The organism is Cerasicoccus arenae, assembly GCF_014651635.1.
GTDB classification, from domain to species: domain Bacteria; phylum Verrucomicrobiota; class Verrucomicrobiia; order Opitutales; family Cerasicoccaceae; genus Cerasicoccus; species Cerasicoccus arenae.
Genome location: NZ_BMXG01000025.1, coordinates 29,571 through 47,468, shown reverse-complemented (window position 1 = coordinate 47,468; position 17,898 = coordinate 29,571). Strand labels below are relative to the sequence as shown.

Here is a 17,898-nt window from a genome sequence, read left to right as displayed (position 1 = left end):
ATCAACCACTTTTCGCCATGACCCACTATACGCAAAATATCAAAATTTGCCGTTTCACCGCATTCACCTTCGGGCTGCTGACCTTAGTCGTCGCCGCCGGAGGCTCGTTTGGCGTGGTGTGGTTGCGTCAGGGCGTGGCGAAGAGTGCTCAAGAAACCCAGGCTATTCATACCGAAATTACTCAGGCCGAACGCCAAGCTGCTGCGTTGGAGGCCCGGATTGCCAAAGCTCACAGTCCGCAATACTTGACATCGCGTGCGCCAACCAATCTGCGTCCAACTAATCCAGACCAGATTGTGTGGATGCCCCGTGCCCAGCCGCTGGTGCCAGCGGACTACCAGGACCCAACGCTTCCAGCTTCAACTCCCGCGGTGATCGCCGTCGCGGATACTGCTCGTACCGTGAAGCCTACGATTGAGTTTCCTGCGACCGCTGCTGCCGCACCTGCTGCGTCTGCGGAGGAGTCACCGTTGTCCATTTCTTTCGACCTTGCTCTATCAACCGTTAACGAGTCGGCCAGCCGGACTCGATCACAATGAACCGCGCTTACGTTTCTGGAATTCGCTTCGCCTTTCTTACCGTCGTCATTTTCGCGTGCTTCGTCGTCCTGCTCGGACGCCTCGTTCACCTGCATCTCGTCGAGGGCGAGAAGTTGGCGCGCATCGTAGAGCAAAACCGGGAGCGTTTTCAGGAAATTAAAGCCCGTCGAGGTAACATCGTTGACCGGCGTGGGAATCTCTTGGCCTCGACACAGGCTGTGTATGAAATCGGTGTGGACCCTGAGTCGGTTCAGCCGGAAGACATGGTGCGTGCGCCTGAAGTCGCCAGCTTGCTCGGTTTGGACCCGCAAGAAGTCTGGGACAAATTTGAGCAACGCTTGCGGACCGTTAACGGCCCGAACGGCCCCGAAATTCGTAACGTGCGTTGGGCTGAGCTGGCGGATTCTGTCGACGAACAGACCTACGACGCTGTCATGGCGCTCAAAATTAAGGCTGTTTACGGTAATCGCAAATACGAGCGGCTTTATCCATCGGAGACCCTCGCCGCGCATGTTTTGGGCTTTGTTAATAAAGAGGACTCGCCAGTGTCTGGTATTGAGCGCTTCTGCGATTTTTACCTCGCAGGGCAAGATGGCTGGCGGAAGTCGGAAAAAGACGGTCGTCGCCACGAGCTTTCACAATTCAGTTCGCGTGAGGTTGAGCCGCGCGCTGGTCTCAACGTGGAATTGACGCTCGACCTGAACATCCAGCACAAGGTGGAGCAGGAGATCGCGAAAGTGGTTGAGCAATACAAGCCCAAGGGCGTTGCTGTGATCGTGAGTGAAGTTGCCACCGGGCAGGTACTTGCCATGGCAAATTACCCGACCTTCAACCCGAACACGTTCTGGAGCACTCCGGTAGATAATTTGCGCAATCGAGCTGTCTGCGATATTTACGAGCCAGGTTCGACCTTTAAGATCGTTGCCTCGTCCGCCGCACTGAACGAAGACCTTGTGACGCCGGAAAGCATGTATGACTGCTCGAAACCCACTGTAGAATACCGTGGACGGACTCTGCGCTTGCCGAGCGACTCCCATGCTTTGGGCGAATTAAGCGTGTCGGATATTGTCATCAAGTCCAGTAACCGCGGTGCTGCATTGCTCGGTCTGGAGCTGGGTGAAGATCGTCTTTATGATTATGCTCAGCGCTTTGGCTTCGGCTCGCCAACCGGATTTCCTCTTGATTTAGAGGAAAACGGCATCTTGCACCCCGTTAAAAAGTGGGACGGTTTGACGATTACACGCCTGCCAATGGGACACGCTGTGAGTGCGACGCCCATGCAAGTGCACTTCGCCATGAGCGCGATTGCCAACGGTGGCGTGCTGATGAAACCGCAGATCGTTCGCGAGGTTTTTGACGAAAACGGAAATACGATTGTTCAATTTTCTCCGGATGCTCGGACGCGCGTGGTGTCCTCATACACAGCTACTCAGCTCACGAATATGCTGGCGAAAGTGGTGAGTAAAGAGGGCACGGCCAAGGATGCTGCAATCGAAGACTACGGCGTGGCGGGTAAGACGGGCACGACGCAAAAGATCGTCGATGGTCGCTATTCCAGCCAACATCATGTAGGCTCATTTGTGGGATTTTTTCCGCAGTCCAGCCCGCGTCTAGTCATAACGGTCGTGGTCGATGACCCGCAATTGCGCGGTGTCGGCTATGGCGGTGTGGTGGCGGCACCGGTCTTTCGGAATATTGCGGAACACTGTATCCAGCATCTCGGCATTCCGCCGGAGCCGGAAAGCCCACTAATGGCCCTCTCGGAGGACTTACGATGATCGGATTTGCTTCTCTGGAAAACACCCTTAGCTGGGGAATGACGATGCGGACCAATGGTCCAGGATCTGGCGGCGCTATGGCGGCCAAGCGCACCATGCGCGCACTGATCCACGGCGTGGAGCAGATTAAATTTTCGGGGAACAGCGATGTGCCCATTACGTGCCTGATCACTGACAGCCGTCGTGTGACGCCGGGTGCTTTGTTCTTCGCAATCGATGGTGCAAACACCAGTGGCTCACTTTACGTAGAAGAAGCGATTGACCGCGGTGCCGTAGGCATTGTCTGCGAACGTCCGCCGGGTTCCCGCCTGAGCGTGCCGTACTTGCATGTTAAAGACGCTCGAGTCGCATTAGCTGAAATTGCAGGACGTTTCTTTGATCATCCGGACCGTGCCTTGGAGCTAGTCGGGATTACGGGGACCAACGGCAAGACAACGGTTTCCATGCTCACCCAGCATTTGCTGGCGGATGTGCCCAGCACGGTCGGCCTGATCGGCACCGTGCGTTATGATTTAGGTCGCCGCACGCTGCCCAGCTATAAAACCACGCCCGAATCCGTCGATATCTATTCGATGCTCGACCAGATGCGGATCGAGGGTTGTCACTCCGCCGTTTTGGAGGTCAGCTCACACGCTATTGATCAACAGCGCGTGCGTGGGCTGCGTTTGCCCGTGGCCGCGTTCTTAAATTTGACTCAGGACCACATTGACTACCACGAGTCAATGGAGGAGTATTACAACGTTAAGCAACGACTTTTCACGGGTGAAACGGGCAACAAGCCGGAGGTTGCCGTGGTCAATGTGGATGATCCGCACGGTCGAAAATTGGCCGCTGATCTGGAAGCGAAGACCCGCGTGATTACCTTTGGAGTCAGCGAGGACGCCGAAATTCGTGCCACCGCCATCAAACTGTCACCAACTGGTAGCGTGTTCACCTTGACGTGGGGGCAGGGGGAGGCCGAAATCTCCACTGAATTGGCCGGGAAATATAATATCAGTAATTTGCTCGCCGCGCTCTCTATTTGCGCTGCGATGGGGCGCGATATTGGCTCCCTGCTGCCGCGCATCGAAACTTTTCCTGGTGTGCCCGGTCGGATGGAACGCATCGACGCCGGCCAATCATTTCCCGTCCTTGTGGACTACGCCCACACCGACGATGCGCTCCGTAACGCTTTGACGATGCTGCGTGAAATTACCCCTGGACGGGTGCTTGTTGTCTTTGGCTGTGGCGGCAACCGTGACCGCGAAAAACGCCCATTGATGACGACCGCTGTCCAAGAGCAGGCAGACTTTGCTTGGGCCACTGCCGACAACCCACGTCGCGAAGCGTTAGAGGCGATTTTCACCGACATGCGCTCTGGCGTGACTGACGCAGACCGCATCGAATTCGTTGATGACCGCCGTCGCGCAATCAGCTTGGCGCTTGAGGCTGCCCAGCCGGGAGATTGTGTGCTGATCGCGGGTAAGGGCCACGAAACCTACCAAGAATTTGCTGACACCGTTCTCCCGTTTGACGACCGTCAAGTAGCCCGGGAGCTGCTCAATCTCAAAAAACTCCGACCCCACTGATGCCAGCCTTCTCGCCCCAACTGCTAGCCGAATGGACCACGGGCCAGTGGATGGGGGCCCAGCCAAACACGGAAATCCGTGGCTTCTGCCACGACACCCGGAAGCTTCGACCGGGCGATTGCTTTGTTGCGCTCAAAACGGAACAGCGCGACGGCCATGATTTCCTCGCTTCGGCGCGAGACGCGGGTGCGGCTGCTGCTCTCGTAAGCAACCCACGGGAGGATATTTATTTTCCGCAATTAGTCGTTGAGGATTCGCTACTGGCCTTTCAGACTATTGCCCACCAACACCGTCATGCGTTTTCCGGTAAGGTGATTGGTGTAACGGGGAGCTGCGGCAAGACCTCGACCAAGGATCTTCTCGCACACCTGCTCGGTGCCTCGTGCCTGAGGACGGAGAAAAATCTCAACAACACGCTCGGGGTTCCGCTGACGCTGACTTCGATTGATCCCGATAAACACGAGTATGCGGTGGTCGAAGCAGGCATCAATCAGCCCGGCGAAATGACGGTGCTTGGCGGAATGATTGCGCCTGATTTTGCTGTGGTGACCATGATTGGCCCAGCGCATATGGAAAAACTCGGGAGCATGGCAAATATTGCCCACGAAAAGGCTGAGCTTATCCGTTTTGCGGTGCCGGGCGCATCGCTGTTCTGTGGGGGGGACTGTCTGAAATACGAGGCCTTTCATCATTTTTCTGGAGAGATTTTTGCCGTCTGCGAAACTTGCGAGGAATCGCCAGCTTTAGATTATACGGAGTACCGCAGTTGTTTTCGCTTTTTCCGTGAAGGCGAAACTACGCGCGTGCAGATTTTCTCCGCATTGTTCGCAGGCCAGTTTGTCATCAACGCGGTATTGACTTCTGGTATGGTATCCAACGTCGTTCTTGCTGTGCTGACTGCGATACGTTGCGGCGCAAAATGGCCAAGTATCGAGCAGCGTTTGCTCACCTGGCAGCCTGGCGCAGACCGCGGTGCCGTTTACCATTTTCAAGATAACCTTTACTACGTGGATTGCTACAACGCCAACCCAGCCTCGATGCGCGATGCACTCGATACATTTGCTGCTCTTACGCCGCCTGAAATGCCACGCCTTTACGTGCTCGGTGGAATGAAAGAACTCGGAGATTCGACCGAACTTATGCATCGAAAAGTAGGTGCTGAGCTAACCTTCCGGCCAGAGGATCGTGCGGTGTTGGTTGGCGACGAAGGGGAAGCTTATGCCGACGGTTTACGCGAAGCAGGTGCCCAGCCCGCGCAATTGACTTTGGCCATCGATACAGCTTCCGCACATGACGCCGTGGACGGTTTTTCTGGAGCACTCTTCCTCAAGGGTAGCCGGGCCTATGCGTTGGAAGCTCTTTTACCTGCGGGTGTACTGAAGCAAAAGGAGGCCGCAGCATGCTAGTTTATCTGGAGCATTTGGAGCATCTGTGGGGACCGTTTCGCCTCTTCGGATCAATCACCTTTCGTATGATGATGGCCGCCGCGACTGCGTTGTGCGTTGGCTTCATTATCGCACCGCATATTTTTGATCGTTTACGTCGGCTCAAGGCCGAGCAGGCGCTTCGCAACGCAAGTGAAGTTGGCAAGCTGGCCGCGCTGCATGCGAGTAAAAAAAGCACGCCCACAATGGGCGGGCTGATGATTTTTGCCGCCGTTACGGGCAGCTCAATTCTCTGGGCGCGGCCCAATGTTTATGTCATCACGGCGCTTATTGTTTATGCTGGGCTGACCGCGATTGGTTTCTTCGATGACTATCTGAAGGTAACGAAAAAAAGCAGTGCTGGGCTGGCTAGTCGGTGGAAATTGGCTGGGCAGGCGTTATTGACCTTCCTCGCACTTGGCTTGTTATTGGGCAACTCTGAGACGCGCAACGAGATGGTCCAGCTTTGGGTTCCGTTTTACAAGTTTCCGCTGATTGAATCGATGCCGCTTTGGTTCGCGTTTATTTTCTTTTTCTTCGTATTGGCAGGCTCGAGCAACGCGATCAATCTGACCGACGGGGTCGATGGTTTGGCGATCGGCTGTACCGTCACCGTGGCGATTACCTACGCACTAATGGCCTATGCTTCGGGCAACCGGATAATTGCCGATTACTTTTTGCTCAGCTATATACCGGGGACGGGCGAGCTGGCGGTTATTTGCACGTCGCTTGTGGGCGGTAGCTTGGCCTTTCTCTGGCATAATTCGCACCCAGCGACAGTTTTTATGGGCGACACTGGTTCGCTGGCGCTCGGCGGACTGATCGGCGCAATCGCCTTCATGGTGCACCAACCGGTCACGTTAATCATTGTCGGCGGCATTTTTGTGATGGAGGCGGTTTCAGTCATTTTACAGGTCGGTTCGTTCAAACTTACTGGCAAACGCATTTTCCGGATGGCACCGATCCATCATCATTTTGAACTTGCTGGCTGGCATGAATCCAAGGTCGTGATTCGCTTTTGGATATTGTCGCTGATTTTCGCTTTCATCGGTCTGGCCTCACTCAAGATCCGTTAACATGTCAACGCTCACCAATCAGCTTCCCAATCTACATGACGGCCCAGCCGCTGTGTTGGGTGCCGGTGTGAGTGGGAAGGGGGCACAGGCGCTGCTGCGGAGCCAAGGCGCATGGGTAAACCTCTTCGACGAAAAGGGTGCACATAGTGCGAAAACAGATTTCACCGAACGGGATGCCCAGCATCATCGCCTTGTAATTTACAGTCCGGGATTCAAGCCTGACCATCCGTGGTTGGAGCGCGCGCGGCAAGCTGGCGCCGACATTTATGGCGAGCTCGATTTTGCTTCGCTTTATTGGCCAGGTGCATTGGTCGCCGTTACGGGTGCCAATGGCAAGACCACGCTTACCCAGTTCCTTGTCCACGCCCTCAAGCAGTCGGGGACGGACTCCTTTGCGGCGGGCAATGTAGGCTTTCCGCTGTCACGGTTCTTTGAAACTGGTGGCGCTGAGCACACGGTTGCGGTATGCGAAGTCAGTTCTTTTCAAGCGGAGGGTCTCCGCGCATTGCGTCCTCAGGCTGTGTTGTGGACGAATTTTGCTGAAGATCACTTAGAGCGTCACGGCTCGATGTTACAGTATTTCTCGGCCAAATGGCGGTTAATCGAGCGGCTACGTCGTCCTCGTTTAATTGTTGGTCGGAGCGTGGTGGAATGGGCTGATCGTTTGGGATTTGTTTTGCCGAGTTACACCATTGTGGTCGACGAGGCTGGTGTTTCGTCTCCGGCGGGCAGTCCTTTCGCCGGGCCACCCCAACGGGAAAATTACGGGCTTGCCCGCGCCTATTGGGAGTCGGAGCACCTGGATTTATCGATACTTGAGCAGGCCGCTTACAACTTTGATCTACCCGCGCACCGACTGGAACTGATAGCCGAATACGATGGCGTGCGTTTCTGGGACGATTCCAAGGCGACAAATTTTCATGCTGCTGAGGCCGCGTTGGCTGCAATGGACGGACCAGTTGTCTGGATAGGGGGGGGGCGTCGCAAGGGCGGAGACATTACAGCATTTGCGCAACGCATTGCGCCTAAAATCAATTACGCATGTCTGATTGGAGAATCCGCGGCTGATTTATCGGTGGCCCTGAGCAATGCCGGGGTCACGGTCCACCGCTCACCAGAGCTTACAAGTGCAGTCCAAGACGCTTGGGTACATCACCCTAATAGGGGCAATATCCTACTAAGCCCGGGCTTTTCGAGCCACGACCAATTTACCAGCTATGCCGACCGAGGTGAATGCTTCAGGCGAGCGGTTTTGAGTTTGAAGGGCGCGACGCCAGCAACTACCGTCACCCAATGCGTCAAACCGTAAATAAAATTGTTATGAAACTCGCCCATATTTTCACCATCGTCCTCGGCCTGCATGCGGTAGTAATTACTGCGATGTTTGTCGGGCCCGGTTGCGCCTCGGAAACCGGTCATACGAACGCCGCCGCTGCAGAGCCAGTTGGTGAGCCCGGTCATGTGCAGGAGCAGCCATACCGTCCGGCAGGTGGACCATCTCGCCCGAATGCCGTTGCCAGTCAGTCTGGCGGCCAGACTCGTTACCCACCCACCCGGCCGGACTGGAATATTAGCGACTCCGCGCAGCCCAAGGTGATTGTGGCCGAAGAGCGTATCACTGAGGCCTATGTTGCTGACCCACTGCCGAGTGGTCCGATCGAGGACAGCAGCGTGGCTGGCTTTAACACCGTGCGCCCCACAAAAACGACAGTTTTAGCTCCACCTGCTTCGACGTATTCGAGCCGATCCACGTCGGCCGGCAAGACCTACATTGTTAAGAAAGGCGATGTGCTCTCGAAGATAGCCCGAGAAAATGGCGCAAGCCTGAGTGATGTGATGGCCGTCAATGGTTTCACCCGCGCATCGGCGAACCAGCTTAAAATCGGTCAAGCAATCATCATTCCCACTGACTCAGATGGTGAGGTTTCGGTCCCCGTAGTTAGCCAAGGACCACAGTATTCCTCTGCTATTATTGATGAGGAAGGCACGCAGTACACGGTGAAATCTGGAGATAACCTATCAGGTATTGCCAGTAGGAACCACACGACCGTTCGCGCAATTATCAGTGCCAACGGTCTGGCCAGCGACCGTATTTATGTGGGCCAGTCACTACTGATTCCACAAGGTGAGCCTGAAGTCGCGCCTGTGGTTGGAGTGCCAAACGCTGACGGAGAGGTCACTTATATCGTTGCCAGCGGTGACACATTGGGTGGCATTTCCAAGCGCTACAGTGTTCCGGTCAAGGACATCATGGTGGCCAACGGGATTTCGGACCCACGTCGTCTGCGTGTTGGTCAAGTGCTTTCGATTCCGACCGGGCTGGAGCCAGTTGGACCCCCCGCGCCAAAGCCGACGATAAAGATTACACCACCAGTATCAGGCAATAACACGAATCCGCCGCTGCTGATTCAGCCTTCGGTACCGTTCACTGAAGAGGTCGTAGAAATTGACGAGTTTGATATTGAGAACGCACCAGTCGTTCAATCCCCCGCAAATTAAGATGACTCATGTTGGCCAGCAAACGATCCGTTACTTGCGCCGTCCCGGTGCGGGGTGGGCGTTGCTGGCCTGTGTGACTGTGCTGACTGCGCTGGGGTTGATTATGCTGACCAGCGCTGGCCAGTCCCACAATAAGATCATCGATCAAGACGCATATTATTTATTTCGTCGGCAGGCTATCTGGCTGGGCATCGCACTAGCATCGGGTTTGGTTGCGGCGCTGGTGAGCCTCGATTGGCTTGGCAAGTGCAGCCATTTCATTGCTGCTGGCGTGCTCGTTCTATTGGGACTGGTGGTCGTGCCGCAAATCGGAGTGGAGGTTAATGGCGCTCGCCGTTGGCTAGACTTGGGGCCGATGCGCCTACAAGTGTCTGACCTAGCCAAGATCGCAATGATCATTTGGATGGCGCATTATTACGGGACGCGGCAGCGCCAAGTGACAAATCTCATTACTGGCTTCCTCGTTCCGTGTATGGCGATTGGTTTGACGTGCGGGTTGATTTTTCTGCAACCGGATTTCGGCACTGCGGCTCTCTGCGGTGGAGTTGGTTTTGCCATGATGTTTCTGGCGGGGGCGCGATTGTGGTATCTGGTTCCTTCGGCGGTCATCGGAGTGGTCGGTTTCAGTGTCGCGGTGTATTTGGATCCCGTGCGTCTTCGTCGCATCACGTCGTTTCTGGACGTGGAGGCCAATAAAGCCGATAGCGGTTACCAGCTCTGGCAGGGCATTTTGGCCTTTGGCGCTGGCGGTGTGCCTGGCGTTGGGCTGGGGCAGGGGCGTCAGCAATTGTTCTTTTTACCGGAGGCACATACGGATTTTATTTTCCCCGTTATTGGCGAAGAACTTGGCCTGTTGGCAACGTCGGCTGTAGTTTGCCTGTTTGCGGCAATTTTCACGATTGGCGTGCTGGCGCTACGGCGGGCACCTAATTTGTACCAATTTTTACTGGCTACCGGAGCTTTGCTTTTCTTGACGATGCAAGCGCTCATCAATATGGGTGTGGTGACTGGGCTATTGCCGACCAAGGGGATGTCATTGCCCTTTATCAGCTACGGCGGCACGAATTTGGTAACGATGTTTGTCCTCATTGGGCTACTCTTCAATTGCTTGGCGAGTTGGTCTGCTTCACCTCTACTTAAACCCCGCGAGCTATGAGCAACTTTGTCATATCTTGCGGTGGAACGGGTGGTCATTTGGCACCGGGTATTGCTATTGCCGAAGCATTGCAAGAGAGCGGCCATCATTGCCGCTTGATTATTAGCAATAAGGACGTCGACTCTCGATTGGTTAAGAATTATCCGCAGCTTCAGTATGCCCGCTCGCCGGGTATGGGGTTCTCCATGAGCCCAGTGAAGTTCGTTAAATTCAACATCGAGCAAATTCGCGCACTGGTTTTTACGATGAAACTCATGCGTGAGTTTAAGGCCGACGCCGTTATTGGCTTTGGTGGGTTCTTAACAGTGGGCGCAGTCTTTGCTGCCTTCTTAACAGGAGTTCCGGTGATGTTGCACGAGGCCAACCGACGGGCGGGGCGCGCAATCCGTATGCTGGCCGGATTCGCCCGCCGTGTGTATCTGCCGCCTGGTGTGAACATCAAGGGTCTGCCGCGTCGAATGATCCACCACTGTGGCTATCCAATTCGCAAGGAAATCCAGCGCATGCCACAAGACGAAGCGCGCGCCAAACTCGGACTGGATGTTACGGGTAAGCTGTTGCTGATTCTTGGCGGTAGTCAAGGTGCCACTGCGCTCAATACTTGGGTGACGGATAACTTTGAGGCACTGGCCAAGGACAATATTAGCGTGTACTGCATCACTGGTCTGAATAAGACTGCGGGTGGCGCAATCGAACGGATTTCGTCTGACGGTCAGACTGCACGGGCAGTATTTACTCCTTTTGTCGACAGCATGGCAGTTGCGCTGAGCGCTGCGGATCTCGTTGTTGCACGTGCGGGGGCAGGTAGCATTGCAGAGTTTGCTCGATGCCGACTACCCTCTATTCTGGTGCCGTATCCGTACTCCGCCGACGATCATCAAATGGCCAACGCACAGTTCCTCGAACAGCAAGGTGGAGCCATGGTCGTGCAGGAGTCCGAGCTAGACCGTTTATTGGGCGAGGTGACGGACCTGATTTTTAATGATTGGTTGATCAAACGTTTCAGGGAAAACCTCGAACGTCTCGACCGTGCTAATCCCGTCGACCGAATTGTGAAAGACATGGCGAGTATCGCCGCAGACCCCGCATGATTGAGATGATGACAGAGCCAGCTTCCTCCTGCCTGCCCGACGCTGTTTATATGCTTGGCGTGGGTGGCATGGGCATGGCCCCACTTGCGATCTATCTTTCTCAGGCTGGTGTCTCAGTGACCGGTTGGGACGATTGCTTACGTCCTGAAATGAAGGTGCTGCTCCGCGAACATGGCGTTCAGTTGAGTCCGGTATTGCCTGACTCATTTACGTTGGTTGTGCGTTCCAGTGCGATTGGTGATGATCACGAATTAATTATCGATGCTCGTAGCCGAGGTGCGTCGGTCTTGCGTCGTGGCGAGCTGTTGGCCCAGGTGGTGCAGGGGCGTCAACTGGTTGCCGTTGTGGGAAGTCACGGTAAAACGACCACGACAGGGCTGCTCATTCACTTGCTTACGAAGGTGGGCTTTCCTTGTGGTTATTTGCTCGGAGGGTTGTTCCGTAGCGATCTTTCTCCGGCAAAATATTGTGCTGAAAGTCCATGGATTATTGCTGAAGTTGATGAAAGCGATGGCACCGTGGAAGGATTTGCTCCGGACATCACTGTTGCGGTTAATTTTGATTGGGATCACGCCGATCGCTACGCTCAGGAATCGGATTTGCGCGACGCATTTGTTCGCCTCTTTGCTCGCACGCAGGACTATGTTATTATCCCGGAGGATTGCGAAGTGCTTAACCACATTGCACCCTCGAATAAGGCGCTTCGTTGCCAATCGTCGGCGGGTTTCAATGCATCCAACAGTGCGCTTGCCTTGGCTACCGCTCGTGAGCTTGGCGCTGAAGTCTCGCTGAGCTTACTGTCCGATTTCCCCGGGATTCGCCGCCGTCAGGACATTATTGGTAAAACACGTGGCGTCACGCTGTTGGCCGATTACGCACACCATCCCACCGAGGTAACTGCGCTGCTTCAGCACGCACGGAGTGAATGGCCAGGGCGTCAGATTGTCATTTTTCAGCCGCATCGCTACACTCGCACCCGCCAGTTTGCGGCGGAGTTTGCACGCTCGTTGAGCTCCGCGGATGACGTCATGTTGCTGCCCGTTTATGCAGCGAGTGAGGCCCCGATCGTAACTGGTAAGAGCGAAGCGATTGTCGATGCCAGTGGTCAAGACTGGCCGGTACTTACCCCCGATGATTTACCCCGTGTACTCGACCAAGCTATCCGTGGTTCACGACCAGCTACGGTACTGTTTATTGGTGCGGGAGATATTGACGAGCTGGCTCGCCGTTTTGCTAGAGACTGGCAAATTGCGGATGATTGGCGCGAAGAGCTTTCCTTGTATACCAAATTGACTTTAGGTGAGCCACTTGCTGGCAAGACGACGCTTCGCGTTGGTGGAGCTGCACGTTTTTACGCTGAGCCCGATGGTACGGATGACCTTGAGCAACTGCTATACTTTGCCAAACAAAGTAACCTGCCTTGGTTTGCCTTGGGCCGAGGCTCGAATCTCATTGTGGCCGACGAGGGCTTTCCGGGATTGGTCATTAGTTTGCGCGGTGAGGGTTTCCGCGAATTCACGTTGCTGGATAATGGTCGGGTGAACGTTGGCGCAGGCTTGCCACTGAAGCGACTCTGCGGCTTGGCGGCTAAACAAGGTCTCGGTGGATTTGAATTTCTCGAAGGCATCCCAGGTACCTTGGGCGGTGCGTTACGCATGAACGCAGGGGCGATGGGCAACTGGATGTTTGACGTGGTCGAAAGCGTTGAATTCATGACACCGAGCGGAGAAATTGCTCAATTGCCGAGTGAAGATTTTCACGTGGAATACCGTTGTTGCAATGAGCTGTTGGACTCCATGGCGCTCAGTGCTGTCTTGCGCTCAGGGGCATCGACTCCAGGCGATTCGATTCGTGAGCAGATGGACGCCTACGCCGGACGGCGTAAGGAGTCTCAGCCACGGGAGCCAAGTGCTGGTTGTATCTTTAAGAACCCTCCGGGCAACCACGCGGGGAAATTGATCGATGAGTTGGGCCTCAAGGGGCATCGCATCGGCGGGGCGGAGGTCTCCATGGTGCACGGGAATTTTATTATTAACCGCAATCGCGCGTCTGCTGCGGATGTACTGGCGTTGATTCGAAAGATCCGCGCTGTTGTCCTCCGTGAACGTGGCGTCGAGCTGGAGCCCGAAGCATTGTTGGTTGGTCACAACTGGAAGGATGTCCTATGAGCGAACGCCAACATGTCACCGTGCTTTGTGGTGGAGACTCACCAGAGGCTGAAGTTTCCCGCGTTACTGGCCGTTCGGTCGCCGAGGCGCTGGGGAATCTTTACGACGTCGAGCTTATCGACCTTGCTTACGACCATTTGCCGCCGCTTGATTCCGAGCGCACGGTTGTTTTTCCTGCGATGCATGGTCCCTTCGGTGAGGATGGCCAGCTGCAAGCTTTGCTGGACAAAGCTGGCGTTTCCTACGCGGGCTGCGGGGCGGAATCAAGCGCCTTGTGCATACACAAAATTAACGCCAAAGCCACTATTGCGGAGAGTGGATTTGAACGCGCGAAGGACCTCACCTTTATTGCCAAAAGTAAGCCTTCAGCTGACATCATTATGGCGTCGCTGGGTGATCACTTAGTGCTCAAACCGACGGACAGTGGCAGCAGCGTAGGTGTCCATATCTCGCATAATCGCTACGAGTTAACAGCCATTTTGGAGCAGATCAAGGACGGTCATTGGATGGCGGAACAGTTCATCACTGGGCGGGAAATGACTATCGGTCTGCTTGATGGAAAAGCGATGGGCATCGTGGAAATTCGCCCTAAAAGCGGGGTCTATGATTTTCAGCATAAATACACTAACGGTGCCACCGAGTACCTTTACCCTGCTGACATTAACGAAACTTTGGCTTGCAAAGTAAAAACATTCGCCGAGAATGCTTTTGCTGCTTGCAGTTGCCGCGATTTTGCTCGATTAGATTTTATCATCACGTCTGACGAACGGCCCTACTTCTTGGAAATTAACACCATTCCTGGCATGACGCCCACCAGCCTCCTGCCCAAAAGCGCAAGTTGCATTGGGCTGGGTTTCCAACCTCTGGTGAGAAGAATGGTCGAACCCGCAATCGTGCGCGCAGTGCAAGCACGCGCCGCTACCTGATCATGGCCAAAAAAACTACCAGTAAGTCCAACGCACCGAGCACCTGGCGAAGCATTCAGCAAAGCTTTTCCGGGCGTGCGGTGACTACCCACGCGCGGAAGCGGCGATGGATGATTAATCTAAAGTTTTTGGGCGGCCTCATTACATTTGCGTTGCTGAGTTGTGCGATCTGGGGCGGGGTGAAATATCTTCGCAGTGAATCTTTTTCCCGCTTGATGGCTGGTGGCTCGGAACGCATGCGTGCCGTTTATCTAGAAACTGATGGCGTGCTCGACGAGCAGTGGCTCAACCAGCAAGTTTCGTTGCCGGAGAATATCGAGCTGATGGCCGTCGACATTGAGGCAATCCAACGCACTCTGCGCGACAACGGCCAAGTCCGCTCCGTGTTGGTCGAGCGCGTGTTTCCGGACGCGTTGCGCATCCGCATTGCTGAACGCCAGCCAGTGTTACGTATGGTACTGCAAGACTCTTCGGGTAAAAAGTTTATGCGTTTGATCTCCTACGAGGGAGATATTTATCCAGGGCAGCGTTATCCGGCGGATACAATTCGCGGACTACCTTATGTGGCAGGTGTTACTTTGCATCGCAAAGAAAATGGAGATTACCAGCCGCTTGACGGGATAGGTGATGTGGCCGATTTCCTTCACCATGCCCGCAGGCTGATGCCTGATCGCGTGAGCGAGTGGGAAAGCGTTTCATTGGCGGACTTTGACCCGAGCGGCAAGACTCTCAGCTCACGTTTGGCTGTTACGACAAGTAAGGGCTACACAATTGTTTTTTCTCCTAATGACCTAGACGAGCAGTTCGCTGAATTGGAAACCATCTTGAAACAGTTGGAAAGGCAACGGCAGCGTTTCGACCACATCGACTTGTCCATGCAGGACGCGGTGGTGAAGTTGGCCGAAGCTACGCCGCGAGGGCCTGTCCGATTTCGATAAGCTCAAACTGAAATGCTAACCGAACGACCGCACCATGAGCCAAAGTAGAATAATCGGAGCCGTCGATATTGGTGCCGCCTCAGTCACAGTACTGGTTGGCGACATTGTCAACGGCCGGAGCCTAAACATTATCGGCAAGCAGGATGCTACCTCTGAGGGCGTGAAAAAAGGCGAGATCGTCGACTTCAAGGCGGTCAGCAACAGCACGCACGCAGCGATCATGGGGGCGGAAAAAAGTGCGGGCACGCAGATCGAGGCTATCTTTTTATCGCAGACCGGGAGCCACTTGGAAGGGCTCTACAACAGCGCGTCAGTCAACGTTAGCGCGAGTGATAATCGCGTGAGTGACGCAGACATGAACCGCGTGATGTCCGAAGCCAAGAACAAGAAACTTGCTGAGGACCGGCTCTATATTCACCACATTCGTAATCACTTCTTACTCGATGGTCGGCCCACGCGTGAACCGCTGGGTATGCAGGGAGAAAAGCTGGAGGTTGGCTACTGGTCGGTGCTCGGCGACGAGCGAAAAGTGCGTGACCACATCCACGTGATCAATGGATTCGGGCTTAATGTGGAAGACATCATCGTATCCAGCATCGCCTCGGGAACCGTGATCGCGACCGACGAGGAGAAGCGTGCAGGTGTGATGGTGATTGACCTCGGCGCAGGCGCGACCGACTGGGTGATCTACCAAAACGGTGTTGCTGCTCGAACCGGCGTGCTACCTGTGGGCAGCGATCATATCAATAATGACATCGCTTTGGGACTGCGCGTGAATCGAAAATACGCGGAAAAACTCAAGCTTAGCTTTGGCAAGGCGGTGCTCGAAGCCGAGGACAAGCAGGAGAAAGTCTGGATGGTAGGCGACCAGATGATCGGTGATCGGCGCATACCCAAGCAGGCTCTCGTGCAGGTGATTCGTGAGCGCGTGGAAGAAATTTTTGAATTGGTCAAAAAGCAGGCTGGCGAGCTTTGTAGTGCAAAGTATTTGCCTGCGGGCGTGCTCTTAACTGGTGGCGGCTCACAGCTGGATCAGATTGATGTCGCGGCAGAGAAGTCACTGGGCGTGCCGGCGCGGCGCGGCGAACTACCTTCCTGGGTTCACGACAATTTACAACGGCCTGAGTATTGCACGGCGCTTGGGCTGCTGCACTTTGCGCTGTCCGGCCAGACGCTGGATGACACCGCGCAGCAGCGTCGTCAGCGTGGGTTGCTACGCCGCGTAACACAACTTTTTGGAACCTGATAGGAGGGACATGGTATGAGCGAACTAAACAGTAAATCATTTAGTGGCGATCTGGACTCTCAAGGCGTTCGCGTGAAAATCATCGGTGTCGGCGGGGCAGGTGTGAATGCCGTGGACCGCGTGCAGATGACGCCTCATGAGCAGGTGCATCTTGCAGGGGTCAATACTGATGCACAGGCGCTTGATAGTTCACCTATCGGCGAAAAGATTTTGATTGGTAAGTCAGTGACGCGTGGCTTGAGCACAGGCGGTGACGTAGAGATCGGTCAGAATGCGGCCGAAAAAGACGAGGCAAAACTACGCCAAGTCGTCGATGGGCAGGACTTGGTTTTTCTCGTGGCTGGTCTTGGCGGTGGCACCGGCAGCGGCGCGGGTCCAGTTATTGCTCGCTTGGCTTCGGAGCAGGGAGCGCTGGTTATCGCCTTTGTCACCTTGCCATTTACTTTTGAAGGGGCACGTCATCATGAAGTGGCAGAGACCGCGTTGGCGGCAATGCGCACGCATTGCGATGCCGTCATCCCGCTACCCAATGACTTGCTGCTGCAGCAGATGGACGAGTCTGCAACCGTGCTCGACGCTTTCGCGCAAGCCGACGCGTGGATTGGCCGTGGCGTGCAATCCATCTGCGCGATGCTTACGCAAACGGGCCTGATTAATTTAGACTTCGCGATGTTGCGCAAGGTTTTCCAAGGTCGCGGCGGCAAGACCCTCTTTGGCCTCGGGCGAGGAGAGGGCGACGACTTCATGCAAGAAGCGCTAAACGACTTGGCGCTCTGCCCGCTGCTGCACACGCCGGGCTTCGCCAAGCGTGCAGACAGTCTATTGGTCAATATTATTGGTGGCACCGATTTGAGCATCTCACACGTCAACCAGATCATGACGGCGATTGCCGAAAAATTTGGCAGCAAGGAACAGATTGTTCTCGGTGCGGTGGTCGATGAAAGCTTTCAGCAATCGGTGGAGATCTGTGTCATCGGGGCGACTCATCTGGCTGGTTATCGGCCCGAGCGTAAATCACGCCCTGTGATGCCTCGTGTGGAAGCGACACCGAGCCCTGAGCCTCGCCAAACGCGACGGGCAACGACGGACGACGAGCTTTTCGACACTTCGGCAGCGGGCTCGAATCGTCCGGTGCACGAGAGTAAGCTTGGCAAACGGCAGCAGACTCAGTTTGAGATCGATCAGGAAGAGTTCCTGTTCGTGGCGGAAGATGAACAACGCGGTTTTTTCGACAACACCGAGCGCAATATCTTCGATGGTGAAGACCTAGACGTGCCGACTTATTTGCGGCGTGGCGTGCGGATTACTTTGTAGGGCAAATTTGCGCTGCCTGTTTTTGAGGCGATATCTTTCTCCTGCTGATTTACAGTGTGTGGTTGGAAAGGCTGGTAGGCGCAGGGATCACGTTTGCGGATTGATCCTAGTAGTTCTGTCCTTGAGGCATTAAAAATCCCCCACCAATGAGGGTGGAGGATTGAAAGTGAGCGGT

At 54.9% G+C, this 17,898-nt stretch carries 14 protein-coding genes; all 14 read left to right on the top strand.

Features of this window, described 5'->3' with window-relative positions; translation table 11 throughout:
• The first annotated feature begins 17 nt into the window (after positions 1–17).
• From IE065_RS15870 to ftsZ, 14 genes are read left to right on the top strand one after another with little or no spacing between them, the layout of a single operon-like run.
• Positions 18–539, top strand: coding sequence for a hypothetical protein (locus IE065_RS15870; protein ID WP_194500049.1), 522 nt, complete (start codon positions 18–20; stop codon positions 537–539).
• Positions 536–2,317, top strand: a complete 1,782-nt coding sequence (locus IE065_RS15865) for a peptidoglycan D,D-transpeptidase FtsI family protein (protein WP_189516867.1) — start codon at positions 536–538, stop codon at positions 2,315–2,317. The genes IE065_RS15870 and IE065_RS15865 overlap by 4 nt, the downstream gene beginning before the upstream one ends.
• A complete protein-coding gene (locus IE065_RS15860; protein WP_200163140.1) occupies positions 2,314–3,885 on the top strand; it encodes a UDP-N-acetylmuramoyl-L-alanyl-D-glutamate--2,6-diaminopimelate ligase in 1,572 nt (523 codons plus the stop codon). Before IE065_RS15865 ends, IE065_RS15860 begins: the two co-directional genes overlap by 4 nt.
• Complete coding sequence (locus IE065_RS18125) at positions 3,885–5,291, top strand: UDP-N-acetylmuramoyl-tripeptide--D-alanyl-D-alanine ligase (protein WP_200163139.1); 1,407 nt, start codon at positions 3,885–3,887, stop codon at positions 5,289–5,291. Before IE065_RS15860 ends, IE065_RS18125 begins: the two co-directional genes overlap by 1 nt.
• Complete coding sequence (gene mraY / locus IE065_RS15845; protein ID WP_189516865.1) at positions 5,285–6,385, top strand: phospho-N-acetylmuramoyl-pentapeptide-transferase; 1,101 nt, start codon at positions 5,285–5,287, stop codon at positions 6,383–6,385. Before IE065_RS18125 ends, mraY begins: the two co-directional genes overlap by 7 nt.
• A gap of 1 nt (position 6,386) precedes the next feature.
• Positions 6,387–7,694 carry a Mur ligase family protein gene (locus IE065_RS15840; RefSeq protein WP_189516863.1) on the top strand — a complete coding sequence of 436 codons (1,308 nt, stop codon included), beginning with the start codon at positions 6,387–6,389 and terminating at the stop codon, positions 7,692–7,694.
• Positions 7,695–7,705: 11 nt separating this feature from the next.
• Positions 7,706–8,884 carry a LysM peptidoglycan-binding domain-containing protein gene (locus IE065_RS15835; RefSeq protein ID WP_189516861.1) on the top strand — a complete coding sequence of 393 codons (1,179 nt, stop codon included), beginning with the start codon at positions 7,706–7,708 and terminating at the stop codon, positions 8,882–8,884.
• Between the two features lies 1 nt (position 8,885).
• On the top strand, positions 8,886–10,040 hold the full coding sequence (gene ftsW / locus IE065_RS15830) for a putative lipid II flippase FtsW (protein WP_189516859.1): 1,155 nt from the start codon (positions 8,886–8,888) through the stop codon (positions 10,038–10,040).
• Positions 10,037–11,131, top strand: coding sequence for a UDP-N-acetylglucosamine--N-acetylmuramyl-(pentapeptide) pyrophosphoryl-undecaprenol N-acetylglucosamine transferase (locus IE065_RS15825; RefSeq protein ID WP_189516857.1), 1,095 nt, complete (start codon positions 10,037–10,039; stop codon positions 11,129–11,131). Before ftsW ends, IE065_RS15825 begins: the two co-directional genes overlap by 4 nt.
• Before the next feature lie 5 nt (positions 11,132–11,136).
• Positions 11,137–13,299: a UDP-N-acetylmuramate dehydrogenase gene (murB, locus tag IE065_RS15820; RefSeq protein WP_189516855.1), complete on the top strand. Its 2,163-nt coding sequence runs from the start codon at positions 11,137–11,139 to the stop codon at positions 13,297–13,299.
• Complete coding sequence (locus IE065_RS15815; protein WP_189516853.1) at positions 13,296–14,225, top strand: D-alanine--D-alanine ligase family protein; 930 nt, start codon at positions 13,296–13,298, stop codon at positions 14,223–14,225. The genes murB and IE065_RS15815 overlap by 4 nt, the downstream gene beginning before the upstream one ends.
• A gap of 2 nt (positions 14,226–14,227) precedes the next feature.
• Positions 14,228–15,163 (top strand): cell division protein FtsQ/DivIB, encoded by a 936-nt coding sequence (locus tag IE065_RS15810; RefSeq protein WP_189516851.1) that lies wholly within the window; start codon positions 14,228–14,230, stop codon positions 15,161–15,163.
• Between the two features lie 34 nt (positions 15,164–15,197).
• Positions 15,198–16,409, top strand: coding sequence for a cell division protein FtsA (gene ftsA / locus IE065_RS15805; protein ID WP_189516849.1), 1,212 nt, complete (start codon positions 15,198–15,200; stop codon positions 16,407–16,409).
• Between the two features lie 15 nt (positions 16,410–16,424).
• A complete protein-coding gene (gene ftsZ, locus IE065_RS15800) occupies positions 16,425–17,723 on the top strand; it encodes a cell division protein FtsZ (RefSeq protein ID WP_189516847.1) in 1,299 nt (432 codons plus the stop codon).
• Positions 17,724–17,898 lie beyond the last annotated feature (175 nt).

Excerpts from the sequence above, each read along its gene's own strand:
- IE065_RS15870 (WP_194500049.1), top strand. The coding sequence starts at position 18 with ATGACCCACTATACGCAAAATATCAAAATTTGCCGTTTCACCGCATTC.
- IE065_RS15865 (WP_189516867.1), top strand. The coding sequence starts at position 536 with ATGAACCGCGCTTACGTTTCTGGAATTCGCTTCGCCTTTCTTACCGTC.
- IE065_RS15860 (WP_200163140.1), top strand. The coding sequence starts at position 2,314 with ATGATCGGATTTGCTTCTCTGGAAAACACCCTTAGCTGGGGAATGACG.
- IE065_RS18125 (WP_200163139.1), top strand. The coding sequence starts at position 3,885 with ATGCCAGCCTTCTCGCCCCAACTGCTAGCCGAATGGACCACGGGCCAG.
- mraY (WP_189516865.1), top strand. The coding sequence starts at position 5,285 with ATGCTAGTTTATCTGGAGCATTTGGAGCATCTGTGGGGACCGTTTCGC.
- IE065_RS15840 (WP_189516863.1), top strand. The coding sequence starts at position 6,387 with ATGTCAACGCTCACCAATCAGCTTCCCAATCTACATGACGGCCCAGCC.
- IE065_RS15835 (WP_189516861.1), top strand. The coding sequence starts at position 7,706 with ATGAAACTCGCCCATATTTTCACCATCGTCCTCGGCCTGCATGCGGTA.
- ftsW (WP_189516859.1), top strand. The coding sequence starts at position 8,886 with ATGACTCATGTTGGCCAGCAAACGATCCGTTACTTGCGCCGTCCCGGT.
- IE065_RS15825 (WP_189516857.1), top strand. The coding sequence starts at position 10,037 with ATGAGCAACTTTGTCATATCTTGCGGTGGAACGGGTGGTCATTTGGCA.
- murB (WP_189516855.1), top strand. The coding sequence starts at position 11,137 with ATGATGACAGAGCCAGCTTCCTCCTGCCTGCCCGACGCTGTTTATATG.
- IE065_RS15815 (WP_189516853.1), top strand. The coding sequence starts at position 13,296 with ATGAGCGAACGCCAACATGTCACCGTGCTTTGTGGTGGAGACTCACCA.
- IE065_RS15810 (WP_189516851.1), top strand. The coding sequence starts at position 14,228 with ATGGCCAAAAAAACTACCAGTAAGTCCAACGCACCGAGCACCTGGCGA.
- ftsA (WP_189516849.1), top strand. The coding sequence starts at position 15,198 with ATGAGCCAAAGTAGAATAATCGGAGCCGTCGATATTGGTGCCGCCTCA.
- ftsZ (WP_189516847.1), top strand. The coding sequence starts at position 16,425 with ATGAGCGAACTAAACAGTAAATCATTTAGTGGCGATCTGGACTCTCAA.